The sequence below is a fragment of the Lentisalinibacter sediminis genome, assembly GCF_040706615.1.
GTDB lineage: Bacteria > Pseudomonadota > Gammaproteobacteria > Steroidobacterales > Woeseiaceae > Lentisalinibacter > Lentisalinibacter sediminis.
This window is the reverse complement of sequence record NZ_JAPDRF010000009.1, coordinates 22,433-44,255: the sequence shown is the minus strand read 5'-3', so window position 1 is coordinate 44,255 and position 21,823 is coordinate 22,433. Positions and strand designations below refer to the sequence as shown.

25 protein-coding genes are annotated in these 21,823 nt (G+C 68.6%); 15 read left to right on the top strand and 10 right to left on the bottom strand.

The window, feature by feature from the left end; translation table 11 throughout:
• Window positions 1–64: 64 nt before the first annotated feature.
• Together ACJMKX_RS17215 and ACJMKX_RS17210 are read left to right on the top strand one after the other, a co-directional pair.
• The gene (locus tag ACJMKX_RS17215) at window positions 65–1,243 is read left to right on the top strand and encodes a saccharopine dehydrogenase family protein (RefSeq protein ID WP_405228138.1); all 1,179 of its coding nucleotides are present in this window, start codon (window positions 65–67) and stop codon (window positions 1,241–1,243) included.
• Window positions 1,244–1,302: 59 nt separating this feature from the next.
• The gene (locus ACJMKX_RS17210; protein WP_405228136.1) at window positions 1,303–1,692 is read left to right on the top strand and encodes a hypothetical protein; all 390 of its coding nucleotides are present in this window, start codon (window positions 1,303–1,305) and stop codon (window positions 1,690–1,692) included.
• A 27-nt stretch (window positions 1,693–1,719) separates the two neighbouring features.
• Here the strand turns inward: ACJMKX_RS17210 and ACJMKX_RS17205 are convergent, their stop codons facing one another.
• Together ACJMKX_RS17205 and ACJMKX_RS17200 are read right to left on the bottom strand one after the other, a co-directional pair.
• A complete protein-coding gene (locus tag ACJMKX_RS17205) occupies window positions 1,720–2,406 on the bottom strand; it encodes a hypothetical protein (RefSeq protein ID WP_405228134.1) in 687 nt (228 codons plus the stop codon).
• 171 nt (window positions 2,407–2,577) lie between these two features.
• A complete protein-coding gene (locus ACJMKX_RS17200; RefSeq protein ID WP_405228132.1) occupies window positions 2,578–2,850 on the bottom strand; it encodes a hypothetical protein in 273 nt (90 codons plus the stop codon).
• A 211-nt stretch (window positions 2,851–3,061) separates the two neighbouring features.
• Here ACJMKX_RS17200 and fusA point away from each other — a divergent pair, with 211 nt between their 5' ends.
• Window positions 3,062–5,098, top strand: a complete 2,037-nt coding sequence (gene fusA, locus ACJMKX_RS17195; protein WP_405228131.1) for an elongation factor G — start codon at window positions 3,062–3,064, stop codon at window positions 5,096–5,098.
• Between the two features lie 31 nt (window positions 5,099–5,129).
• On the opposite strand, the gene ACJMKX_RS17190 is transcribed toward fusA, so the two are convergent.
• Window positions 5,130–6,689: an amidase gene (locus ACJMKX_RS17190; RefSeq protein ID WP_405228129.1), complete on the bottom strand. Its 1,560-nt coding sequence runs from the start codon at window positions 6,687–6,689 to the stop codon at window positions 5,130–5,132.
• A gap of 184 nt (window positions 6,690–6,873) precedes the next feature.
• On the opposite strand from ACJMKX_RS17190, the gene ACJMKX_RS17185 reads away from it, so the two are divergent.
• The 3 genes from ACJMKX_RS17185 (at window position 6,874) to ACJMKX_RS17175 (ending at window position 9,194) form a co-directional block, all read left to right on the top strand.
• On the top strand, window positions 6,874–7,401 hold the full coding sequence (locus ACJMKX_RS17185; RefSeq protein WP_405228127.1) for a bactofilin family protein: 528 nt from the start codon (window positions 6,874–6,876) through the stop codon (window positions 7,399–7,401).
• 1 nt (window position 7,402) lies between these two features.
• The gene (locus ACJMKX_RS17180; RefSeq protein WP_405228125.1) at window positions 7,403–8,011 is read left to right on the top strand and encodes a hypothetical protein; all 609 of its coding nucleotides are present in this window, start codon (window positions 7,403–7,405) and stop codon (window positions 8,009–8,011) included.
• Between the two features lie 79 nt (window positions 8,012–8,090).
• Complete coding sequence (locus ACJMKX_RS17175) at window positions 8,091–9,194, top strand: phytase (protein ID WP_405228123.1); 1,104 nt, start codon at window positions 8,091–8,093, stop codon at window positions 9,192–9,194.
• A gap of 82 nt (window positions 9,195–9,276) precedes the next feature.
• On the opposite strand, the gene ACJMKX_RS17170 is transcribed toward ACJMKX_RS17175, so the two are convergent.
• Window positions 9,277–10,656 carry a GntP family permease gene (locus ACJMKX_RS17170; protein WP_405228122.1) on the bottom strand — a complete coding sequence of 460 codons (1,380 nt, stop codon included), beginning with the start codon at window positions 10,654–10,656 and terminating at the stop codon, window positions 9,277–9,279.
• 63 nt (window positions 10,657–10,719) lie between these two features.
• Window positions 10,720–12,390, bottom strand: a complete 1,671-nt coding sequence (locus ACJMKX_RS17165) for a di-heme oxidoredictase family protein (protein ID WP_405228120.1) — start codon at window positions 12,388–12,390, stop codon at window positions 10,720–10,722.
• A gap of 131 nt (window positions 12,391–12,521) precedes the next feature.
• Between ACJMKX_RS17165 and ACJMKX_RS17160 the strand changes: the two genes are divergently transcribed.
• The 3 genes from ACJMKX_RS17160 to ACJMKX_RS17150 are packed head-to-tail and all read left to right on the top strand — an operon-like array spanning window position 12,522 to window position 14,314.
• Window positions 12,522–13,010 carry a DUF2165 family protein gene (locus ACJMKX_RS17160; protein ID WP_405228118.1) on the top strand — a complete coding sequence of 163 codons (489 nt, stop codon included), beginning with the start codon at window positions 12,522–12,524 and terminating at the stop codon, window positions 13,008–13,010.
• Between the two features lie 3 nt (window positions 13,011–13,013).
• Entirely contained in the window at window positions 13,014–13,886 is an 873-nt protein-coding gene (locus tag ACJMKX_RS17155) for a class I SAM-dependent methyltransferase (RefSeq protein ID WP_405228116.1), read from the top strand.
• Between the two features lie 44 nt (window positions 13,887–13,930).
• Window positions 13,931–14,314, top strand: a complete 384-nt coding sequence (locus tag ACJMKX_RS17150) for a thiol-disulfide oxidoreductase DCC family protein (protein ID WP_405228114.1) — start codon at window positions 13,931–13,933, stop codon at window positions 14,312–14,314.
• Between the two features lie 38 nt (window positions 14,315–14,352).
• Here the strand turns inward: ACJMKX_RS17150 and ACJMKX_RS17145 are convergent, their stop codons facing one another.
• Genes ACJMKX_RS17145 through ACJMKX_RS17135 form a run of 3 tightly spaced genes read right to left on the bottom strand, consistent with a single transcriptional unit; the run spans window position 14,353 to window position 16,816 of the window.
• A complete protein-coding gene (locus ACJMKX_RS17145; protein ID WP_405228112.1) occupies window positions 14,353–14,901 on the bottom strand; it encodes a GNAT family N-acetyltransferase in 549 nt (182 codons plus the stop codon).
• Window positions 14,898–16,361 (bottom strand): serine hydrolase domain-containing protein, encoded by a 1,464-nt coding sequence (locus ACJMKX_RS17140; protein ID WP_405228110.1) that lies wholly within the window; start codon window positions 16,359–16,361, stop codon window positions 14,898–14,900. The genes ACJMKX_RS17145 and ACJMKX_RS17140 overlap by 4 nt, the downstream gene beginning before the upstream one ends.
• Window positions 16,358–16,816 (bottom strand): hypothetical protein, encoded by a 459-nt coding sequence (locus ACJMKX_RS17135; protein WP_405228108.1) that lies wholly within the window; start codon window positions 16,814–16,816, stop codon window positions 16,358–16,360. Before ACJMKX_RS17135 ends, ACJMKX_RS17140 begins: the two co-directional genes overlap by 4 nt.
• Window positions 16,817–17,022: 206 nt before the next feature.
• On the opposite strand from ACJMKX_RS17135, the gene ACJMKX_RS17130 reads away from it, so the two are divergent.
• Both ACJMKX_RS17130 and ACJMKX_RS17125 read left to right on the top strand, forming a co-directional pair.
• Window positions 17,023–17,505: a hypothetical protein gene (locus ACJMKX_RS17130; protein WP_405228106.1), complete on the top strand. Its 483-nt coding sequence runs from the start codon at window positions 17,023–17,025 to the stop codon at window positions 17,503–17,505.
• Window positions 17,506–17,734: 229 nt separating this feature from the next.
• Window positions 17,735–18,238 carry a hypothetical protein gene (locus ACJMKX_RS17125; RefSeq protein ID WP_405228104.1) on the top strand — a complete coding sequence of 168 codons (504 nt, stop codon included), beginning with the start codon at window positions 17,735–17,737 and terminating at the stop codon, window positions 18,236–18,238.
• Window positions 18,239–18,387: 149 nt separating this feature from the next.
• Here ACJMKX_RS17125 and ACJMKX_RS17120 read toward each other — a convergent pair whose 3' ends face one another.
• Window positions 18,388–18,525: a DUF3096 domain-containing protein gene (locus ACJMKX_RS17120; protein ID WP_405228102.1), complete on the bottom strand. Its 138-nt coding sequence runs from the start codon at window positions 18,523–18,525 to the stop codon at window positions 18,388–18,390.
• Window positions 18,526–18,778: 253 nt separating this feature from the next.
• On the opposite strand from ACJMKX_RS17120, the gene ACJMKX_RS17115 reads away from it, so the two are divergent.
• Window positions 18,779–19,132, top strand: a complete 354-nt coding sequence (locus ACJMKX_RS17115) for a hypothetical protein (protein WP_405228100.1) — start codon at window positions 18,779–18,781, stop codon at window positions 19,130–19,132.
• 14 nt (window positions 19,133–19,146) lie between these two features.
• On the opposite strand, the gene ACJMKX_RS17110 is transcribed toward ACJMKX_RS17115, so the two are convergent.
• Window positions 19,147–19,872, bottom strand: a complete 726-nt coding sequence (locus ACJMKX_RS17110) for an oxygen-binding di-iron domain-containing protein (RefSeq protein WP_405228098.1) — start codon at window positions 19,870–19,872, stop codon at window positions 19,147–19,149.
• A gap of 211 nt (window positions 19,873–20,083) precedes the next feature.
• Between ACJMKX_RS17110 and ACJMKX_RS17105 the strand changes: the two genes are divergently transcribed.
• From ACJMKX_RS17105 to ACJMKX_RS17095, 3 genes are all read left to right on the top strand, one after another.
• Complete coding sequence (locus ACJMKX_RS17105) at window positions 20,084–20,581, top strand: beta-class carbonic anhydrase (protein WP_405228096.1); 498 nt, start codon at window positions 20,084–20,086, stop codon at window positions 20,579–20,581.
• 132 nt (window positions 20,582–20,713) lie between these two features.
• A complete protein-coding gene (locus ACJMKX_RS17100) occupies window positions 20,714–21,307 on the top strand; it encodes a class I SAM-dependent methyltransferase (RefSeq protein WP_405228094.1) in 594 nt (197 codons plus the stop codon).
• 44 nt (window positions 21,308–21,351) lie between these two features.
• Window positions 21,352–21,822, top strand: coding sequence for an LEA type 2 family protein (locus ACJMKX_RS17095; RefSeq protein ID WP_405228093.1), 471 nt, complete (start codon window positions 21,352–21,354; stop codon window positions 21,820–21,822).
• Window position 21,823: the final 1 nt, after the last annotated feature.

Genomic DNA, 21,823 nt, shown 5'->3' with positions numbered 1-21,823 from the left:
GTAAGCTAGGGTCCACAACATTCCCATCAGACAAGACCGTTACACGGAGAGAGAGAGTCAACGCATGAGCGACAAGAAAGAATTCGACCTGGTCCTGTACGGCGCCACCGGTTTCACCGGACGGCTGGTCGCCGAATATCTCGTCCAGCAGTATGGCGACGACCCGGATCTCGCGTGGGCCATGGCGGGCCGCAGCGAGGACAAGCTCGCCGCCGTACGTGACGAGATCGGCGCGCCAAAGGACACCCCGTTACTCGTCGCCGATGCGAGCGATCCGGCCTCGTTGCAGGCGATGGCGGAACGCACCCGTCTCGTGCTGACTACCGTCGGCCCCTACCAGCTTTACGGCTCCGACCTGGTCGCCGTGTGCGCGAAGACCGGCACCGACTACGTGGATCTCTGCGGCGAGCCCGCCTGGATGCGCCACATGATCGACCAGCACGAGGAGCAGGCCACCGAGAGCGGCGCCCGCATCGTCTTCTCCTGCGGCTTCGATTCCATCCCCTTCGACCTGGGCGTGTACTTCCTGCAACAGGCGGCAAAGAAGGAGTTCGGCGCGACGGCACCACGCGTAAAAGGCCGGGTCCGCAAGATGAAGGGCGGCTTCTCCGGCGGCACGGCGGCAAGCCTGAAGGCCACGCTGGCCGCCGCGCAGAACAATCCGAGCGTGCTGGCCCTGCTGCGCGATCCTTTTGCGCTCACACCCGGTTTCAGCGGTCCGGAACAGCCACGGGGCACGAAGCCGGCATACGACGAGTCCATGGACGTGTGGTGCGCCCCCTTCATCATGGCGCCCATCAATACGCGCAACGTGCACCGCTCGAACGCACTGCTGGGGCATGCCTACGGCGAGGAGTTCGTCTACGACGAGATGCTGGTGGTCGGCCCCGGCGAGGAAGGCGAGGCGAAGGCGAAGGCAATCGCCAAGGCGGATTCCCTCGGCGGCGACAACGCCCCGCAGCCCGGCGAAGGGCCCAGCAAGGAGGAACGCGAAGCCGGCTCCTACGATGTGCTGTTCATCGGCGAGATGCCGGACGGCCGCGAGATCCGGGCCAGCGTCGGCGGCGATCTCGATCCCGGTTACGGCTCCACCTCGCGCATGATTGCCGAGAGCGCTGTCTGCCTGCTGCGCGATGCCACCGACATGCCCGGCGGCATCTGGACGACGGCGCCGGCCATGGGCGAGAAGCTCATCCGCCGCCTGGTCGACAACGCCGGCCTGCACTTCACCGTGGAGACTTGATCGGCACCGGGCTGCGGCGCACACTTTCGCCTCATAAGAACAGACAAAAGGGGGAGATCATGACCGAGCTGGACAACAAACCGCCCGGCCTGTACTGGACCGTTGCCTGGGTAGCGCTGCTCTGGAATCTGATCGGCGTGGCCACCTATCTCGGCCACGTGATGAGCGAGGCCGGCGCCGCACCGCCGGTGCCCGCGTGGGTCACCGGGGCCTACGCACTGGCGGTATTCGGCGGCACCTTCGGCGCCGTAGGACTGCTCCTGCGCAAGGCCTGGGCCGTACCGACGTTCGCGGTGTCGCTCATCGCCGTATTCGGCTGGGCGGGCTACGCCTTCACGGCCTTCGAGGGCACCGCCGCCGACCTGGTGCTGCCCGTCCTGATCCTCGTCATCGCCGCCTACCTCATGTGGGCCTCGGTAACCGCAAAGAAGAAGGGCTGGATCACCTGATGTAGGAGGGCCTTCAGGCCCGATTCTTTAATGGGTCGGGGCTAAAGCCCCTCCTACGCGCATCAGGCGCGCTATGGCCTCGTCCACCTCGCTATCCGCCATCTCCCGGCCGCCGGCCAGCGAGGCGCACAGGTTCGCCCCCGCCACCGGCTCGGGGCTGCGCGCGCGGAACAGCTCGAGGCACGGCCCGCCGCCCGCAGCAAGGTCCCGGATCACCGGCGGGCTCAGCATGCCGGCGCGCTCGGCCACAGGGAAACCGACGATGTTCTGCAGTGCAGTCAGCAGCTTCGGGCCGGCGAACTGGGGCGGGTAAGGGCTCGGGTGGGCGGCCAGCAGGCGCAGGACGGCGTCGATAACGAAATCCAGAAACGGATTGCCGCGGCGGAAGAGCAGGAAAGCATTGTGCACCTTCACCCGGGCGCGGGGCGTGCGCCCGGCGCCGCGCTCCTCTATCCAGACTTCCCGGCCGACGGCATACGACTCGGCCGGCAGCGCCAGGCGCTCCGGATCGAACACGAGAAAATCGGCATCGCACCAGACGACCGCCTCGAAACCCTCGTCGAGAGCGGCACGCAGGGCGATCAGCCGGGCGAGATCGCTGGCCACCACCGGCTGGCCGCGGAGACGCTCACGCAGGTGGTCGGGGACGGGGTCGAAGAGTTCGTCGCCGATGTAGCGGTAAACGTAGCCGGCCGCGCCGGCCCAGGACTGCACGGAAGCCAGGCAGCGGGTCAGCCATGGGGCCGGCAGGGGGTCTCGGTGGGATTGGAGGACGAGGGTGCGCCTCATCATGTAGGAGGGCTTGTAGGAGGGGCTTGTAGGAGGGGCTTTAGCCCCGATTCATTAAACCATCGGGCCTGAAGGCCCTCCTACATCAGCCGGCACCTATTTCTTCGACATGGAGAGATGGACCCGGCCGGAACGGCCCATGCGGCGCTCGTTCATGCGCTGCACGATGTCCTTCACGGCTTCCCGCACCTTCTTCTTCGTCCCGCGGCGGTGACCCACGATGGACTGGCCGCCCTGGCTGATCACGTAGCGGTACCAGCGGCCGTCGTCGCTGCCGTCCGGCGCCTCCACCTGCTCCAGTTCCACGAACTCGAAGGGCTGCTGATAATCCTGCGCCGGGGCCGCGCTCTCGCGTTTAGTGTTGCTCATCCCGCCCACCTTACCGGATCGGGCGGACGGCGCAACCCGGCCGAGTCCCCGCCTGCCCGATTCCGGGGGTAAAATCAAGAGGATAGGGCTGCTGACGGGGCGGCGGCGGGGGTCGTAATTGCCCGGATACAGGGCGGACTCACGCAGGGGGTAAGCTAGGCTCCCAGACATCCCCTCGAAATATAAAGACACCTCGATAAGGGAGGAATCCATGGCGTATCAGACGGCTGACATCCGTAACGTGTGCCTGGCGGGGCCCAGTAACGCGGGTAAAACGACGCTCGTGGAGGCCCTGCTGAAGGCAGGCGGCTCCATCCAGAGCTGCGGTGAAGTGGAGCGCGGTAACACTGTCTCGGATTTCCATCCCCGGGAACGCGAATTCGGCCATTCGCTGCATCCGGCGGTGTGCCATCTCGACCACGAAGGCATCCACGTCAACGTGGTGGATACGCCGGGATACCCGGACTTCTACGGCCGCGCGCTGGCCGTCCTCCCCGCGGTAGAGACCGCCGCCATCGTGGTGGATGCGCAGAACGGCGTCGACCTGACGGCCCGACGCATGATGGAAGCCGCGGCGAAACAGCGCCTGTGCCGGATGATCATCGTCAACAAGATCGACGCCGACGGCGTGGACCACGCCCGCATCATGGAGGAAATCCAGACCGCGTTCGGCGCCCAGTGCCTGCCCATCAACCTGCCGTCCGCCTCCGGCGAGGCCGTCGTCGACTGCTTCTTCCAGCTGGAGGGCGATGAGACGGCCTTCAGCGACGTGGCCACTGCCCACGAGAAGATCATCGACCAGGTCGTCGAACTGGACGAGGAACTGATGGAGGTCTACCTGGAGCAGGGCCAGGAACTCGCGCCCGAGCAGCTGCACGACCCCTTCGAGGAGGCGCTCCGGGAGGGTCATCTCGTTCCCGTCTGCTTCGTCTCGGCGAAGAGCGGCGCCGGCGTGCGCCAGCTGCTGCGCATCTTCGAGCGTCTGATGCCGAACCCCACGGAGGGTAATCCCGCGGTCTACTTCCGGGGCGAGGGTGACAGCGCCGAAGAGGTCGTCGCGACGCCGGACGCAGACGCCCACGTGGTCGCCCACGTGTTCATGGTGAACATCGACCCGTTCAAGGGCCGCCTCGCCGTGTTCCGTATCCACCAGGGCACCATCCGCCCGGGCATGCAGCTGTTCGTGGGCGACGCCCGCAAGCCCGTGAAGGTCAGCCAGCTGCTGAAACTGAACGGCGCCGAGCACGTGAAGGCCGAGCGTGGAATCCCCGGCGACATCTGCGCCATCCCGCGGCTGGAGGAGGCCCACTACGACGCGGTGCTGCACGACTCCCACGACGAGGATCACTACCACCTGAAGTCCCTGCGCAACGCCAGGCCGATGTACGGACTGGCCATCAAGCTCTCCGACGACGCGGACGTGCAGAAAATCTCCGACGCCCTGCACTCGGTGGAGGCCGAGGACCCGTCGCTGCATCTCGAGCACGTCCCGGCGCTGAACGAGATCGTGCTGAACGGTCTCGGCGACCTGCATCTCAGGACCGTGCTCGAGGAGATCAGTGACCGTTACGGCATCGAAGTGGAGACGGCACCGCCCTCCATCGCCTACCGGGAGACCGTCACCGCCCCGGCGGAGGGTCATCACCGGCACAAGAAACAGACCGGCGGTGCGGGTCAGTTCGGCGAGGTGTATCTGCGCATCGAGCCGCTCGAACCCGGCGAGGGCTTCGAGTTCAGGAGCGAGGTCGTCGGCGGCGCCATCCCGTCCGGGCTCATCCCGGCGGTGGAGACCGGCGTGCGGCAGGTGATGGAGTCCGGCGCGGTCGCCGGCTTCCCGATGCAGGACGTCCGGGTGGTCGTCTACGATGGCAAGTACCACACGGTGGACTCGAAGGAGATCGCTTTCGTCCAGGCCGGCAAGAAAGCCTTCATGGATGCCGTGGACAAGGCCTCGCCGGTGATCATGGAGCCCATCGTCGACGTGGTGTTCCGGGTGCCGGCCGACTGCGTCGGCGCGGTGACCGGCGACCTCTCCGGCATGCGCGGCATCGTCAGCGGCACCGCCGTGCTGGGCGAGAACCGCATGGAGATCTCCGGCCAGGCCCCGCTGGAGGAGATTCAGGGCTACCACTCGCGGCTGAAGTCCATCTCGGGCGGCGCGGGCCGCCTGGCGATGGAGTTCAGCCACTACGCCCGGGTGCCGCACAACATCCAGGAGCGGCTGGTCGCCGCGCACAAGGACGACTAGCCGGGATTGCCGGAATGGCCGGCGAGGACGGCTAGATCCCGGGGTGACGGTTGTGCCAGGCGGTCGCGCCTTCGTAGGCGTGGCCGATGCGGCACAGCATGGCCTCGCCGCCCGGCGCCGCCATGTATTGCATCCCCAGCGGGACGCCGTCCTCCGTGAAACCGCAGGGCAGCGTCAGCGCCGGCGCGCCCGAGAAGTTGGCGGGCACCGCGAAATACTGGTGCAGGTGCCCGGCCAGGGGCTCGATACCCTCCATGCCGCCGCGCTGGATTTCCTCGGTGACGGGGATAGTCGGATTGCCGGCCGGCATGGCGATGGCATCCACTTTGCCCAGCAGCTCGTTCATCCTCGCCGCGTAATCGGCCCGGAAGGCCCGCGCCGCGGCCAGCTGCTCGTCCGTCAGCGCGGCCCCGGCCTGCAGGAACTCGCGGAAGAAGGGCCCGAACTCGTCGGCCCGCTCCGGGTAGAACTCGCCGTGCGCCTCCAGGGCCTCGGCCGCGGCGATGGCGGACCAGGGATCGGCGAGGCCGGTGCTACCGGCGGGCATGGTCACGTCCACGATCTCGGCGCCCATCGCCGCCAGCTGGCCCAGCGCATCCTGGATGGCGCTCGCCAGGCGCGGGTCGACGCCCTCGGTGGCGAAGGCCTCGTCGTAGCCGATGCGCAGCCCCTTCACGCCGGCGTCGATATCGGCGAAGAGGTCCGGCACCGGCTCCCCCAGCGTGGTGGGATCATTCGGGTCGGGGCCGCCGATCACCTGCAGCATGGCCGCCGCATCGGCCACCCGCCTTGTCATGGGGCCGACGTGGTCCAGCGATTCCGCCAGCGGGATGACGCCGTATCGGCTGACCCGGCCGTAAGTCGGCTTCAGGCCCACGATGCCGTTGGCCTGGGACGGAAAGCGGATGGAGCCGCCGGTGTCGCTGCCGAGCGAGCCGAAGCACAGGCCCGCCGCCGTCGCCACACCCGAACCACTGGAGGAAACACCCGGCCAGAGGTCCGGATCCCAGGGATTCTTCGGCACCTCGAAGGACGGGTGGTAGCCGGCCATCGCACCCTCGGTGAGATTGAGCTTGCCGAGCAGGACGGCGCCGGCTGCCTTCAGCCGCGCGACCACGGTGGCATCGTGATCCGGCACGAAATCGCGGTAGACCGCCATGCCACCCATGGTGGGCACCGCCTTCGTGTAGCAGAGGTCCTTCACCGCCACGGGGACGCCATGCAGCGGGCCGCGATGGTTGCCGGCGGCGATCTCGACCTCGGCCCGCTCGGCCGCCTCGAGCGCCGCGACGCTCATGACCGTGGCGTAGGCCCTGAGCGAGGGCTCCAGGTCTTCGATGCGGCCGAGCATCGCCTCGGTCAGCGCAACGGGCGAAATCTCCTGCGCCTGGATGCGCGCGGCGAGCGACAGCAGACTCTCGTAATGCAACGGCGCCGTCGCTCGGCCGGCCGGAGTGACCGCAGATCCGGGGCCGCCGCCATTGCCACCGCTGCCGCCATTGCCACAGCCGCCCGCGGCCACGGCCACGCCCGCCCCGCCGATGAGCGTCAGCACCTGGCGTCTCGTCAATCCCGCCCTGCCGGTCGTCATGATGACGTCTCTCCTCAAATTATCGGACTTCCCGGCGACACAGTGTAGCGGACCAGGCGAACGACAATTCACCCCATGTCGCCGCATAGCGACAGTTGTTCGCCCGAGCAGGCGCGTGCTAGAACCGCTCGACCGGCAACCGCATCGACCGGATCAACGAAATCGACACGACGAGGGGACAGTAATGTTTGAACGTGGCAGGAAAGACGGCGGCGAGACCGCTCCCAATACCGGCGAGAGCCGCAGCACCGGCACACCCGCAGCGAAGCCGGCCCATACCGCGGGCAGCGGCAGCGGCGAGATGGCGGTGATCGGACGCTCCATCCGCATCGACGGCGACCTCCAGGGGGAGGAGGATCTGCGCATCGAGGGGCGAGTGACCGGTACGGTCAAGCTCGTCAACAACAGCCTGACCATCGGCAAGGAAGGCGAGATCCATGCCGACGTCTACGCCAAGGCCATCACCGTGGACGGTGTCATGGAGGGCGATCTGTTCGGCGCCGAGCAGGTGGCCATCCGCCGCAACGCCAGGGTGAAGGGCAATATCACCGCCCCCCGGGTAAGCCTCGAGGACGGCGCTCATTTCAAGGGTTCCATCGAGATGGACTCCGAGGCCGTCGAGACCGCGCTGGGCAAGCAGGGCGGGACACGCAAACCGGCGTCGGTAGCCTCCACGGCTTCGACCGCGAAGAAAGAGGAATCGGCAGCCTGACATGGCCGGCGCAGCCGCGCAGGCGCTGCCGGGGGCAACGGGGCCGGTACGGGCCCCGCTGTTCCGCTCCCTGGTGGAGCGGATGGAGGACGGCGGTCGCTGGGTGATACTGGATCTCGGACCGGCCCGCCCCGAGAGCATCGATCTGTTCGGCCGCTTCCGCTGCCGCCTCGAGATCGCCGACCTCGCGGACGATCTCGACGCGCTCGTGCCGCCCGACGAGGCGGGCGAGGAGCTGCTGCGCGAGCGCATGGAAAACGCGCTGCCGCCGCGCAACCCGGAGCCGGTGGACGTCGTCCTCTGCTGGGACCTGCTCAATTACCTGCAGCCGGCCGCGCTGCCTGCGCTGTCCTCCCGGCTGGCCGCGCGGGGGCTGCCCGGCACGCTGGTGCATGCCCTGGTTGCCTACCGGGACCCGCTGATGCCGGCGCTGCCGGGCGGCTTCTTTCCGGTGGACGGCGAGCACTTGGTGCGGCGCAATGGCGCCCCGGACGAGCGCCCGGCCCCCCGCTACTCGCCGGAGGAGCTCGGCAAGGCCTTCCGGGAGTTCTCCATCGAGCGCGCTATCCTGCTCGGCAACGGCATGCAGGAGTTTCTGTTCCGCCTCTGAAGCCTGCCGGACACAACGGCAGTTGACTCGATCCGGAATTTTGTTGACTGTCCCCGTGATCCCACTGACAGGCTCTGCCATGACTGCAACCGTTCCCCGTCTTCCGCGGCCCGCCATCCTCCCGGCGGACGTCTTCGCGACCCTGTTCACGATCCTCTTCGCCGCGCTCGCACTGAGCGGCTGCGCCGCCGGCCCGCAGCCTGCGGAGTACCCCGTCGTCTTCGCTGACGTGGAGACCGATCCGGTGCCGGACGAAGGAGACGCCGCCGACGACCCGGCCGTCTGGCCGCGCCCCGCGCAGGACGGCGGGGCACTGGTACTCGGCAGCAACAAGCTCCGGGCAATCCATCTTTACGGACTCGATGGCCGGGAAATCCAGTCCATCGAGTCCGGACGCCTCAATAACGTGGATCTGCGCCCGCTGCCGGGCGGCGACGCCGTGGCCGTCGCCTCCAACCGGACTAGCGGCAGCATCGACGTCTTTCTGCTCGACGCCGCGACGGGCAGGGCACGCTCCCTGCCCGGCTCGGCCGTCGCCACCGGGCTCGACGAGATCTACGGCATCTGCCTCGGCTCGGCGGGCGGCGACGGCTTCCACGTATTCGTGAACGACAAGGACGGCCGCTATCAGCAGTGGATGCTCTCGCGCACCGGTCCGGCGGCCTTCTCGGCCCGGCTCGCCCGGGAATTCCGCCTGGCAGGTCAGCCCGAGGGCTGTGTGGTCGACGAGGCCGCCGGGCATGTCTACGTGGGCGAGGAGCCCCGCGGCATCTGGCGCGGCGCGCTCGACCCGGCGGCCGCCTGGGCGCCGGAACTCGTCGACAGCGTCGACGGCCCGGCCCTGGTGGCCGACGTGGAGGGACTCACCATCTACTCGCCCGCCGCGGGCCCGCGCTATCTGCTCGCCTCCAGCCAGGGCGACAACAGCTACGCCGTCTACTGCCTCGGCGAAGAAGTCCGCTACCTGGTCTCCTTCCGCGTGGCCGACAACGAGGACGCCGGCATCGACGGCACCGAGGAGACCGACGGCATCGACGTGACCGCCGCCGACCTGGGTCCCCGCTTCCCCCGCGGCATCTTCGTCGCCCAGGACGGGCGCAACGAAGGCGCCGACAGCCAGAACTTCAAGATCGTGGACTGGCGGCGGATAGAACGCGTGATCCCGAAGGACAGCTGCCGCTAGCGGAACATGCCGGAGGGCCTTCAGGCCCGACCCGGCATGCGTTTCCTTGCGCGATCCGGCCTGAGCCGGGCTGAAGCCCCTCCTACATCGTCAGGGCGGCGACGCCGATCATCACCAGCGTCGCCAGCACCGGGATGACCACCGTGATGATGCCCACGTCGCGGTACGCCTGCTTGTGGGTCAGGCCGGTGATGGTGAGCATGGCGACCACCGCGCCGCAGTGGGGCAGCGAGTCGAAACCGCCGCTGGCCATGGTGGCCAGGCGATGCAGCGTGCCGGGCTCGACGCCCATCTCCAGATAGGCCGGCGCCATGGTCTGCATGAAGATCTGCAGGCCGCCGGAGGCCGACCCCGTGATTCCGGCCACCAGGCTGACTGACCCGAACATGGAGACGAGCGGCGGCAGGCCCGACTCCAGCATCAGGCGGGTGAAATGCTCGAAGCCCGCCGTCTGCGTCACGACGCCGCCGAAGCCGATGACCGCAGCGGTGTTTATCAGCGGCATTATCGAGTCCTGTGTGCCGTGGCCCACCACCTCGAGCGCCCGACCGCGCACCAGCGGAAACATCAGCACCGCCAGCAGGGTGCCGGCGAGCAGCGCGATGCTGGGCCAGACCACGGGCTGGCCGTCGGCGAAACGCAGTAGCTCGAAATACCATCCCGGCTGCGCCAGCGTGGCCTGGTCCAGTGACATGATGATGAGCCTCGGAGCCACGATCGTGCCCAGCACCAGCGCCAGCGGCAGCGCCGCCGGCAGCCAGTGGGGATAGCCCGGATCGCCGGCCTCGACCGTCGAGACCGGGTCGTTCGGGGCCGGCTGGAAGTGCTCGCCGTTGGCGGCCGCGATCCTGCGCTGGCGCTCGAGATACCACATGCCGCCGGCGAACATCAGCGCCCCGCCTCCGACGCCGTACCAGCCGCCGGCGAACAGCGTCGTATCCAGGGCCGCCGCCGAGATCACGTTGTGGATGGACGGCGTGCCCGGCATCGCGGTCAGCGTGAAGGTACCGGCCCCCAGCGCCAGCGCGCCGCAGAACAGCCGCTTCGGAATGTCCGCCTGCTGCAGCAGCTTCAGCCCGAGCGGATACATCGCGAAGATCACGACGAAGACGACCACGCCGCCGTAGGTCAGGAGGGCGCAGGCCAGTACCGTGATCCACAGCGCCCGGTGGGCGCCCAGCCGCTCCACCAGCGCCAGCGCGATGCTGGCGGCCGCGTGGCTCTCGCCCATGACCCGCCCGAACATGGCGCCGGCGGCGAACAGCAGGAAGAACCGTCCCGCGAAGGTGAACGCGCCCAGCGGTCCGAACGAGAAGTACTCGGTGAGGCCAGCGGCGACCGGCAGCTGGTTGGTGGCGATGACCACCACCGAGCACAGCAACGCCGCGAAGACGATGTTGATGCCCCTGAGCGCCAGCCAGATGAGCAGCGCGACGCTGCCGATGAGACCGATGTATTCCATGCTCCCCCCGAAGCGGTTTCCGGCCCGGGGCAGTATACGCACTCATCGGCAGCGCCGGCGACGTCAGTGCCTGGACGCCCGGTGATGGCTCCGGTGATGGCTCCGGCGATGGCTCCGGCGATGGCGATCGCGGTACTCGCGCTCGTCAGCCGCCACGACCTGCAGCGACTTCAGGAACTCGATCACCGCATCCTGCCCGCGCTCCGGCAGCGCCTCGTAGGCCTGCCGCGACGCGCGTGCCTCGCCGTCGTGGGCCAGCGTCGCCTCGCGCAGCGTGGTGTAGCGGCCGTGGTGGAAGTACGGCGGCTCGCTGGCCGCGCCCCACAGCCGCTTCGTCAGGAACCGGCGGTTGCCGGCGAAGAACGCCGCCGAACCCGCCGGCTGATTGATGTCGATGGCTTCGCCGCCGGGGGCGTCCGGGCCCGCCGTGATGTCGTGCAGCTTCAGGTCGGTGAACGCGGGCACCCACACCACGCCGTCGCGGGGCTGGAGCCTGCGGCCGGGCAGGTCGCTCCGGGTGAGATCCACGCGCACCGGGCGCGCATCGCCGGGCTGGAGATTGCCGGGCGGATTGTAGGGATTCGGCTCCGTGAACACCCAACCCTCGTCCACCAGCGGCAGGGCCGGCACGTGGCAGTCGGCGCAGCCGATGCGCCGGAACAACTGCCCGCCACGGCGCGCGGCCCGCCGGGCCTCCCGGTCGCGGGGCAGTACCTGGCGCGGCGGCGGCAGCGTCGCCTGGAACAGGGTCGCCGCGGTGATGTCCGCGCGGGTCAGCTCGTCGGCGATGCCGTCACCGTCGGCATCGACGCCGTCGCCGAAACGCTCCGCCGCCTGCATGCCGTGATGGTGATTGAACGCATTGCTGGTGAACTGACGGATGGACACTGCGCTGCCCGACTGGTGGAACGGATGGATGACCAGGCTCGGCGGGTCTTCGGCGCCCGCGCTCGCCACGCTCTGGGGCGGCAGACCTTCCACCGCGGAGACGTCCCAGGCGCCGTCGGCATCGCGGCGGATCACTCCGAAGGATACCCCCTTGGTCTCCAGCGCGAGAGCGCCGCCGGGCGGCGTGGCATCCCGGATGGTCTGCAGCTCGGCAGTCATCCGGCGGGCCAGCATCTCGATGTACCCGGAGCCGTACATGCCGGGCGTCGCGCGGAAATTGCCGATGCTCTGCAGCGTGATGAAGCCGCCCGCCTCGTCCCGCGAGCCCTTGAGCGGCACGGTGTCGTCCACGTCGAAGCTGGCGAAGTCGAAACGCTGGGCGGCGACGAACACGCCGGTGACGAAGTCGCCGCCGCCACCGGGTCGGCCCGCCGGCACATTGTGGCAGCCGGCGCAGCTGTTGGCGTCCCGCCCCGACACCCGGTTGAAGCTGCGGGGAAAGACCAGCGGTGCCGTGGCATCGGCGAGCGGGCCGCCGGTGCCGTCGCTGAGCGGCCGCCCGGCGCCGTCCGCGGGTGTCCAGCGGGCCGTGAACGCGGCCTCGCCGCGGCGCAGCAGCTCGTGCAGCGGCAGCCGATGCTCCTCGCCGTCCTCGAGCCGCCGGTAGCCCGAGTGCTCTGCGCCGATCCGCTCGGCAGAAACTGCAGCGATTCGTTCGGCCAGTGGTCCGGCGACCGGTTCCGCGGCGGGCCCCGCCGCCACGTCTACACTCATCAGCAGCGCGACGACGAGAGCCCCTGCGACCGGCCCGGCGCCGACGCCCTTCCCTTCCTGGCTCGTGTCCATGACCCACCTCCCCGGTTCGGTTGCGAAGGGCGCCGACACTGGGCCCGGGCGGCGGCGCGGGCCACCCGGATAACTGCGGCTGCGGGCGGGATTCGGTAGACTGGCGCCGTGTCTCTTGGGGGAGCACCGCCATGCCGATCCGTTATCTGAAGATCATCCTGGTCGTGTTTCTGGGCCTGATGGCCCTTTTCTATGGCCTGCAGAACATCGTCAACCTGAAGGCCGCGCACCAGGTGGTCGCCGCCGTCCTCGCCATGGCCGATCACGAGTACTACGCGTCGTCGCTGGGTCCGCCGGTGACGAGCCCGCTCCTCTCGGGCCTGGCGCTGGCCGTCATCATCGCCGGCGAACTCGCAGCGGGTGTGGTGGCGCTGAAGGGCGCATGGGACCTGTGGGCGAACCGCAGGGCCCCGGCGGCCGCGTTCAACGGCGCGAAGACCTGGGCGCTGATGGGCGCCGGCATCGGCATGATCGTGTGGTTCGGCTTCTTCCTGTCCGTCGGCGGGTCATGGTTCCAGATGTGGCAGACCCAGCTCGGCGCGCAATCCCTGGACGGCGCGCTGCAGTACTTCCTCTGCTGCGCCATCGTCTTCGTCATCGTCAACATGGACGACGCCTGACACTTGGACGACGCACCGAGCCGCACCGCCTTCGGCACTGCATTCGCCCGCGCGGTGCACGGGCGCATCGACGATGCGCCCGCCGTCCTCGACGACGCCGTCGCAGAACGCCTGCTGCCTGCCTATCAGCAGCGCTACATCCGCCGCCTCGGCCGGCTGTCCCGATTCTGGCGCCGCTACTACGTGGGCCAGGCCGATGCCTTCACGGCGTTGCGCTCACAGGTCGTCGTGCGCTGCCGCTACGCCGAAGACGCCCTCGCCGAGGCGCGCGCCGACGGGGCCGGGCGCTACGTCATACTCGCCGCGGGCCTCGATACCTTCGCCTTGCGACAGTCGCCGCCGCCGATCGAGGTGCTGGAGATCGACCATCCCGCCACCCAGCGCTGGAAGCAGGACCTGCTCGAGGACCGGGGCATGGATCTGCCGTCGCAACTCGCCTTCCTGCCGGTCGATTTCGAGACCGTGGGCCTGGGCGACGTCTGGCCCGTCCGCCCGGCGCCCGACTTCGTCTCCTGGCTCGGCGCCACCTACTACCTCAGCCGCGACGCGATACGGAACACACTGGCGACGCTCGCCGCCTGCACCGCGCCCGGCTCCCGCATCGTCTTCGACTACTGGAGCGCGCATCCGCCCACCGCCGCCGGCAACCTGCTGCTGTGGGGCACGCGGCTGGCCGTCGCCCTGCAGCAGGAACCCATGCTGAGCTTCTTCGACCCCGACAAGATCGAGCACCTGGCGGAGGATGCCGGCTGGAGCGTGACGGAGCACCTGACGCCCGCGGCGCAGAACGAACGTTACCTCGCCGGGCGCCACGACGGACTCGTCGTTCCCTCCTTCGCCCATCTGCTGCAGCTCACGAACGCGGCCGGGGGCTGAAGCCGAGCTGCATCGGCTGCGGCCGCCGGTACGAATCTCCGGTCATGAGCGCCGCCACAACCACCGCCAACGCCGACGTCACCGTCTGGTACGACAGCGAGTGTCCGCTGTGCCTGCGCGAGATCGCGCTCATGCGGCGGCTCGACCGGCGCGGCGCCATCCGCTTCGTCGCCGTCCAGGACGGCGGCGACTGCCCGCTCGACCGGCCCACCCTCCTCGAGCGCTTCCACGCACAGGAGGACGGCCGGCCCATCGTCTCCGGCGCCGCGGCCTTCGCGGCCATGTGGCGGGCCATCCCGCTGCTTCGCCCCGTCGGCCTGCTGGCGCGATTCCGGCCGGTGCTGTGGGTGCTCGAACGGCTCTACCGGGGATTCCTGCGCATCCGGCCGTGGTTGCAGCGGCGTTTCAGGAGCAGGGATCGGGCCTGAAGGCCCTCCTACGCGGGACGCCTGCCGTAGGAGGGCCTTCAGGCCCGACCCGCGTCCCCATCCGATAGCACCCCCCAAAGCAGCGTCTCCCGCCCGCCCAGCCGCAGCCTCTGACGCAGGCCGAATCCCATCTTCTCCAGCACCCGGATGGACGCCACGTTATGCGGCGAGACCAGCGCCACGATGTCGGCGATGCCGAGGCCGCGTCCGTACTCCAGCACGACCTGCGCCGCCTCCACCGCATAACCGCGCCCCCGCGCCTCGGGCAGGAATGCGAAGCCGACGTCGGTGACGTCGAGCTCCTCCCGGTACAGGAGCCCGCAGACGCCCAGCGCCTCGCCGCTCTCCCGACTGCCCACGAAGAACTGGCCGTAGCCCGGCTTCGGCTGGCAGGTCCATGCGCCTTCGCGGATGAAGCGGCGGGCCTCCTCTGCCGTGGTCAGATTCTTGTCGCCGATGTGGGTTCGGAACGCCTCTTCGTTCACCAGACGGAGCAGAAATCCGGCGTCGTCCTCCCGCAGGCGGCGCAGCAAAAGCCGCGGGGTCTGCGCAACCGGCCGGCCGTCGTCGGCCCCGGGGCTGTTCACCGTGCTGCCCGCGGGGGTATCGCCTTCAGTACTTCGCGTGTGAGAGCCCAGCGGTCAAAGCCCTGACCGCCGTAATCGAGGCCGCGCCTGACGATGACCACGTCGTGCGAGGGCACGATGATCACGAACTGCCCGCGATTGCCGGCGGTGGCATACGCATCGGGCGGCACGTCATCGCCAGGGATGCGATCGTCGGGCACCAGCCAGAACTGCCCGCCGTAGAAGCTGCCCCGCTGGCGGGTGGCCGGCGCCGGCGTGCGCACGAACTCGATCCAGTCCTCGGAGAGCAGCCGCTCGCCGTTCCAAATGCCGTCCTGCAGGTACAGCAGGCCGAAGCGCCCCAGATCCCGTGCATTGGTGTAAACCTGACTGGAGAGGATGAAGTCGCCGTAGCGGTCCGTGCTCAGCAGCGTATTGCGCATACCGATGCGGTCGAGCAGCGCCTGCCGCGGATAGCGCAGGTAAGCGTCCTCTCCGAGGGCTCTTTTCATGGCGTACACGGCCAACAGGGTGTCGTAGTTTTCGTAGTCCCAGAATGTGCCGGGGTCCCGGATAAGGCCCCGCCGACGCGCTCCGTCCACGGAGCTCGCCCCCGCCCAGTACGCGAGGCCGGATCCCGTCGCGTACTCCATGCCGAAGCTGTCCACCGGATACAGCCCGCTGGACATGTGCAGCACGTGGCGCAGCGTGATGGCGTCGCGGGGATCGTGTTCTGCGCCTTCCACCTCGGGCAGCCAGTCGAGGCCGAGGGGCTCGTCGAGGTCCAGTCGGCCCTCGTCGACCAGCATGCCGATCAGTGTGGCCGCAATGCTCTTGGCTGTGGACCAGGTACGAGTGCGGGTATCGCGATCCACCCCCTCGGCATAGCGCTCGTGGATGATGCGACCGTCGTGCACGACGAGCAGGCTGAGCGTGTCCTGCTCCGGTGTGGGGCGGTCGAAAGCCCAGTCCGAGGCCGCCTGCAGCGCCGCCGCATCCACCCGGTCGGGTAGCGGGGCAGGCTCGACCCGGTCGCCGTCGGGCCACGGTATCTCGTCCGGATCGCCGGGGGGCGACGGTGTATCCAGCACCGGCAGGCGATCGATGTCACCGAAGTCCTGGTTCGGGGCCATGACGACGCAGCCGATCCCCTCCCGGAACGCCGCCCGTATGACCGGGCCCGAAGACGGACCACCCACCGCGACCGCACGACGCTCCCGGTCAACCAGGTACTCGCCACCTTCGGCGCTGCCGATCCGGTCCGGCAGATAGGCGAGTTCCTGCCCGAACACCTGCTCCAGGCTGCGGCCGGACGTGAACAGCCCATTGCACGTCAACACGGCCTGCACGCCGTTGCGGATCATCTCCCGGTTGGCCTGGAAGTAGTCGTAGTCCTGCCCAGCGGCAGCCGGCCCGGCGGACAGCATTGCTGCCGCCATCGCGAGCGCCGAGGCGGCCCTCTTCGAGCTCCGGCGACTCAATCCCCGGCTCCTCTCATACCGCGGGACCACGCTTCCTTCAGCACCGGGTACTGCTCGATCTTCAGCATCTGCTTGCCGGCGGCGCGCCGCGCAGCGGCACTACCGGTCCGCTCCTCCGTGATGCGCTTCTGTTCGGCATAGGGCAGCTGGGGCATCGCATTGATACGGGCTGCCAGACGCTGCAGCTCGCCGCTCAGCTCCTCGATCCTGGGGGCCGCGGCGGCAGCCGACTCCTCATCGGTGACGCCTTCCAGCACACCGGTGATCTCGGTAACCAGCTCGCGCTCGGCCTCCATGGCCTGCTCATAGGCCGCCACGGCATCGCCGGGCCCGGCGTCGACGACGGCATCGGTATTGGTATCGATATCGGTATCGGTATCGGTATCGGTTTCCGGCTCGTTGCCGCAGGCGGCAATGGCGAGCACCGAGGCCAGTATCAGCAGCGATCGAATCATGGATGAACTCCCGGATGGCACGCCGCCAGATTCTACATGCAGGAGGGGCTTCAGCCCCGATCCCGGCCGGGCCCGATCCCGCCCGGGGCCCCGGTCCCGACCCCGGGCGGCAATTCGGATCGGGCCTGAAGGCCCTCCTACCGGTCAACCGAAGCGTTGCCCGCGCGTTGATGGATTACGTCAACAGCATCTGCAGGAGCAGCATCATGCGACAGGAATGGTTGGGGATTACGGTTCTGGGCGCCCTCGTCTCCCTTTCGGGACCGGCGCTGGCGGACCACAACAGCAAATGGGGCGAAGGCACGGCCAACATGCCGAACGACATCCATAACACCCGCATCGAGACGAAGGGCGACAACGAGACGTTCCGCGAGTTCGTGCAGAAGGGTAACGGCGCCGACTCGATCAACCGCTATGCCTCGGAAGAGGACGAGACGCAGCCGGCCGCGGGCGCCCGCGCGAAGGGTGCCGACCGCAAGGCCGCCGAAGCCGGCGATGGCGGCGATGGCGTGCGCGCGAATACCCGGGCGCAGAAACAGGAGCACCGGGCGGCCGAAGCCGGGCCGACCGGGCCCGAGGCGCGCAGCATGGAGCGCGTCCGTGCCGAGCGGCGCATCGAGACCCGCTCGCGCGACGGGCTGAGAGGCAACGCGCGCGCCGCGAACCGCGCCGGCGGCCGCGGTCGCTGACGCCAACCCGGCACCTCAGGCGCCCCGCCCCCGGGGCGCATGCTTGCCGGCGGATCCAAGGAAGGATCCGCCGGCCTTTTCCTGAACAGCCGGTCCAATTCCGGGTTAGTCGGGTTTCAGATGCAAGGATCGCATCCGCACCAGGAACGACATCAATAACGACAATCGACCAAATATAAAAAGATAACCAGGGGGATACATCATTAAGTCACAACTCACGACGCTGTTCGTGGCCGGCTCGGCGCAGGACGCCTCACCGCAGATACGGCCCGCCGAGTTCTTTCCCTGCACCTTCAACGAGGGCAAGGACATGGGCGACCTGGAGAAGGTCATCGCCCGCTGGAACGCTTTCACGGACGACAATGACGCCGACACCGGTTATCAGGCCTGGCTGCTCATGCCGGATTTCGTCAGCGGCGATCATGCCGGCTGGGACATCGGCTGGCTCGGCGGACGGCCGAGCGGCGCGGACATGGGCAAGAGCCTGGATATCTGGCACACGAAAGGCGGCGAGCTGCAGCGCGCGTTCGCCGACGTGGTCACCTGCGCGGCGCACATGAACTACGCCGTCATGCCGATGAGAGAGGCCGGCGGCGAGCCGCCGCACTGGGTCTTCGTCCCCGCCTACGGCGCGCCGGTGGATGCCGACTACGACTTCAAATGGGTGACCGGCTATCGCGACTACGCGGCCTTCGGCGAGGACTGGGACGCCTACGCCAACGAGGGCGGCTGAATGCGACGGCCCTCCCGATCAGGCCCGTATTCCAGATGCTCGCGGCGGTGGCGGTGCCGCTGACGCGGCTCTCGCGCTCCCGGTCCCAGGCCACCTCCATCGGAGGGATGGGAAGCCGGAGCCCCCCGACATGGCATTTACGTCCGGGTCTATACGCCCATCAGACCGGCGACGCCCACCAGGATGAGGTAGCCGGCGACGACGTAGTTCAACAGCCGGGGCACCACCAGGATCAGGATGCCCGCGAGGAGCGCGATCAGGGGCTGGAAAGCGAGGTGTATGGTCATATCTGTCCCGCCGGCCGCGCCGGGCCGGCGACTCTCTTCAGCTTCGTCCCGCGAGAAGATGCAGGGAACATGCCAGCCGCAAACTGCCGGGTCGGAGGCCCGCGGACACGCCGCGCCGGGCTGTGGGTGGCAAGGCCTGCGCAGAACCTTGCAGAAATTGCACCTTCCGACCGGCCCGGCCGCTACGCGGACGAACCTCGACAGGAGCTGAAGCCTGCTGCAGCCCGTACGGGCCCGGTGCTAATCTGTTCGCATGGACGGGCTGTTCAACAGACTGCACGATCGGAGGGAGCCGCCCGGCATCGAGCTGGACATCCTGCGGCGCATGCCGCGGATATTCCTGCTCGGCACCGCCGCCCCGTTCGTCCTCTCCGGCCTGATCCGGCTCTGGCTCGCCGGCGACCCCGGATTCGACGTGGCGAAGGGCATCGCCAGCGTGGACATATTCGCGATCGCGCTGGTGGTGACCTTCTGGACGGCAGCGCTCACCGTCTCCATCGCGTGCTTCATCATCTTCGTGATGAAGGGCCCGGGCTACGTGGCCGACGCCTATCACCTCAATGATGCGCCGGAGCCGGCCGCACGGCCGGACAGACTCCGGTCCTGACCCGGACGGACCGGTCAGACCGGCGCGTAGACCTCCCGCATCACCTCCCCCACCTCGGTCATCGCCTGCGCACCGTCGCCCTCGTAGGCCGCGCCATGCATCGTAGCGCAGACCCGTGGGCGCAACGCGGCGAGCCTTGCCAGGTGCGTGCCGGTATCCGGCGTCCAGGGCATGTAACCGGTCATCGGGCCCTGCTGGTAGGTGGTCAGCGTCTCGCGGAAGCGCTCCGTGACGCTGTTGCCGGTAGCCGCCTCCACGTCGCCGAGCTGGTGCAGCAGATCCGAGCAGAACAACACCCGTTCGGTCTCCTCGAACAGCATGGCGGCGTCCCAGCCATGCGGCAGATGAGGCGTCGCGCAGAAATGGAACCGGCGCGCGCCGGTTGCGAAGGTCTCGCCGTCTTCCAGTATGCGCGGCGCTCGCTCCGCATAGTCGCCCAGGAAGACCATCGCGCCCACGTGGCTGCTCACGGCGGCCGCGGCCGGCGCCGCCTCTAACCAGCGGTTCAGCGATCCGCACTCGTCGGGCTCGAAGTGGCTGAAGCCGATCCAGCGCAGGCTCCCCGGGTCGATCACCTTGCCGACTGCCTCGTAGACCGCCGGGAAGATCGACTGCATGCCCGTGTGGTACAGCAGGGGTTCCTCGTCGCGGACGAGGAACTGGTTGAACTGGATGCCAGCCTCGGGCACGAAGGTGGAGATGCGGAACACATCCGCGGCGATTTCGGTGATGGTGGTCATACCGCTCCCCTGATCTGACGGCCAGTCCGGAGCATACGCCGTTTGCGACGCGGCAGCACCGGCCACTACCGGGCCATATCCGGGCCGTATCCGGGCCGTATCCGTGCCCATATAACAGTATGGAATACCGCAGTAACAAAGCTCTATTTCACGCCGGACGCCCCGGCCGGTAGCCTTCGGAGCCCTGTACCCACCAGCCGGGAGAGAGATCATGTCTGCAACCGAAGAATTCCTTGCCGCGAACGAACGCTACGCGGAGACCTTCGACAAGGGCGACAAGCCCATGCCGCCGGGCAAGAAGGTGGCCGTGGTCGCGTGCATGGATGCGCGGCTGGAGACCGGGCGCCTGCTCGGCCTGGAAGAAGGCGATGCCCACGTGATCCGCAACGCCGGGGGCGTGGTCACGGACGACGTGATCCGCTCCCTGGCCATCTCCCAGCGTCTGCTCGGCACCCGGGAGATCGTGCTGATCCACCACACCGACTGCGGCATGCTCACCTTCACGGACGATGCCGTGAAAGCGGAGATCGAGGAGGAGACCGGCGTGCGGCCGCACTTCGCCCTGGAGGCGTTCCCGGACCCGGCCGAGGACGTCGTGCAGTCCATCCGTCGCATCCGTAACAGCCCCTTCGTGCCGCACAAGGGAAACGTGCGCGGATTCGTCTACGACGTGAAGACCGGGCGGCTGAACGAGGTGGAGGCGGCCTGAGGCTCGGGCTGAAGGGCTTTGAGAATCGGGCCTGAAGGCCCTCCTGCCGGTCGGCTGCTTGACCCGGGGCGGCGGGGATGCAAGCCTGAAGGGGTGATCTAACCCGGCGTGCACCGCCGGAACGGAGCCTGCATGCCCAACGAGACTTGGAGGTTCTTCCAGGCCTTCATGAAGTCCCCGATGGTCGTGGCCTCGGTCGTACCGAGTTCCGCTTTCCTGAAACGCCGCATCGTCGAGGCGGCCGATCTGGCGAACGCCGACGTCGTCGTGGAACTCGGTGCCGGCACCGGCGGCACCACCCGGGCATTGCTCGAGGCCATGGGCAGCCGTGGCCGGCTGATCGCCATCGAGCGCACCGCCGACTTCGTACCCGGGCTGGAGGCCATCGAGGACGAGCGCTTCGAAGTCGTGCATGGCTGCGCGAGCGCCATCGGCAAAGTCCTGGCGGAGCGAGGCCACGCCGGCGCAGATGTCGTCGTCTCCGGCATTCCCTTCTCCACCATGCCGGAGACACTCTCGGCGGAGATCATCACGGCTGTGCACGACGCCCTCAACCCGGGCGGGCACTTCGTCGCCTATCAGTTCAGCGGCCGCGTGGCCGACTACACCCGACCGGTGATGGGCCGGCCGACGATCCAGCGCGAAATACTGAACGTTCCGCCCATGCGCGTGTACACGTGGGAGAAGAAGCAGGTCAGCCTCGACGCTGCCGCCAACGCGGCGTAGTCTGGGCGAGGCGCGGGTATCCGCGCGTGCCCGGAGTGCCCACCGTGAAGCGACTATCCTTCTCCGTCATCGCCATCGTGACCGTGACAACCCTGGCGCTCGGCCTGGGCGCCTGCACGGGTCTGCGGCCGGGTTTCGAGACGCCCACGGTCACGGTGAGTTCCTTCCGGCCGCTGCCCGGCGATGGCGCCGTGCCCCGCTTCGAGATCGGACTGCACATCGTGAATCCCAACCGGGAGGCACTGAAGCTGGAAGGCCTCGCCTATACCGTCAGCCTGGAAGGCAGGGAACTGGTGAAGGGCGTGGACAACGACCTGCCCGTGATCGAGGGCTACGGCGAGGGGGACGTGACGCTGGTGGCCGCCCCGAACCTCCTCGGCGGCATCCGTCTGGTCACAGACCTGATGGCGAGCCCGCGCGACCGCTTCTCCTACGCGCTGGAGGCAAAGCTCGATGTCGGCCGGTTCGCGCCGGCGATACGGGTAAGGGACGAGGGCGAGATCGCGCTACGGTAAC

Coding starts and splice junctions, on each gene's coding strand:
- ACJMKX_RS17210 (WP_405228136.1), top strand. CDS start 1,303: ATGACCGAGCTGGACAACAAACCGCCCGGCCTGTACTGGACCGTTGCC.
- fusA (WP_405228131.1), top strand. CDS start 3,062: ATGGCGTATCAGACGGCTGACATCCGTAACGTGTGCCTGGCGGGGCCC.
- ACJMKX_RS17110 (WP_405228098.1), bottom strand. CDS start 19,872: ATGACCACCATCACCGAAATCGCCGCGGATGTGTTCCGCATCTCCACC.
- ACJMKX_RS17130 (WP_405228106.1), top strand. CDS start 17,023: ATGCGACAGGAATGGTTGGGGATTACGGTTCTGGGCGCCCTCGTCTCC.
- ACJMKX_RS17215 (WP_405228138.1), top strand. CDS start 65: ATGAGCGACAAGAAAGAATTCGACCTGGTCCTGTACGGCGCCACCGGT.
- ACJMKX_RS17120 (WP_405228102.1), bottom strand. CDS start 18,525: ATGACCATACACCTCGCTTTCCAGCCCCTGATCGCGCTCCTCGCGGGC.
- ACJMKX_RS17105 (WP_405228096.1), top strand. CDS start 20,084: ATGTCTGCAACCGAAGAATTCCTTGCCGCGAACGAACGCTACGCGGAG.
- ACJMKX_RS17135 (WP_405228108.1), bottom strand. CDS start 16,816: ATGATTCGATCGCTGCTGATACTGGCCTCGGTGCTCGCCATTGCCGCC.
- ACJMKX_RS17190 (WP_405228129.1), bottom strand. CDS start 6,689: ATGACGACCGGCAGGGCGGGATTGACGAGACGCCAGGTGCTGACGCTC.
- ACJMKX_RS17185 (WP_405228127.1), top strand. CDS start 6,874: ATGTTTGAACGTGGCAGGAAAGACGGCGGCGAGACCGCTCCCAATACC.
- ACJMKX_RS17115 (WP_405228100.1), top strand. CDS start 18,779: ATGGACGGGCTGTTCAACAGACTGCACGATCGGAGGGAGCCGCCCGGC.
- ACJMKX_RS17160 (WP_405228118.1), top strand. CDS start 12,522: ATGCCGATCCGTTATCTGAAGATCATCCTGGTCGTGTTTCTGGGCCTG.
- ACJMKX_RS17150 (WP_405228114.1), top strand. CDS start 13,931: ATGAGCGCCGCCACAACCACCGCCAACGCCGACGTCACCGTCTGGTAC.
- ACJMKX_RS17165 (WP_405228120.1), bottom strand. CDS start 12,390: ATGGACACGAGCCAGGAAGGGAAGGGCGTCGGCGCCGGGCCGGTCGCA.
- ACJMKX_RS17170 (WP_405228122.1), bottom strand. CDS start 10,656: ATGGAATACATCGGTCTCATCGGCAGCGTCGCGCTGCTCATCTGGCTG.
- ACJMKX_RS17200 (WP_405228132.1), bottom strand. CDS start 2,850: ATGAGCAACACTAAACGCGAGAGCGCGGCCCCGGCGCAGGATTATCAG.
- ACJMKX_RS17180 (WP_405228125.1), top strand. CDS start 7,403: ATGGCCGGCGCAGCCGCGCAGGCGCTGCCGGGGGCAACGGGGCCGGTA.
- ACJMKX_RS17100 (WP_405228094.1), top strand. CDS start 20,714: ATGCCCAACGAGACTTGGAGGTTCTTCCAGGCCTTCATGAAGTCCCCG.
- ACJMKX_RS17175 (WP_405228123.1), top strand. CDS start 8,091: ATGACTGCAACCGTTCCCCGTCTTCCGCGGCCCGCCATCCTCCCGGCG.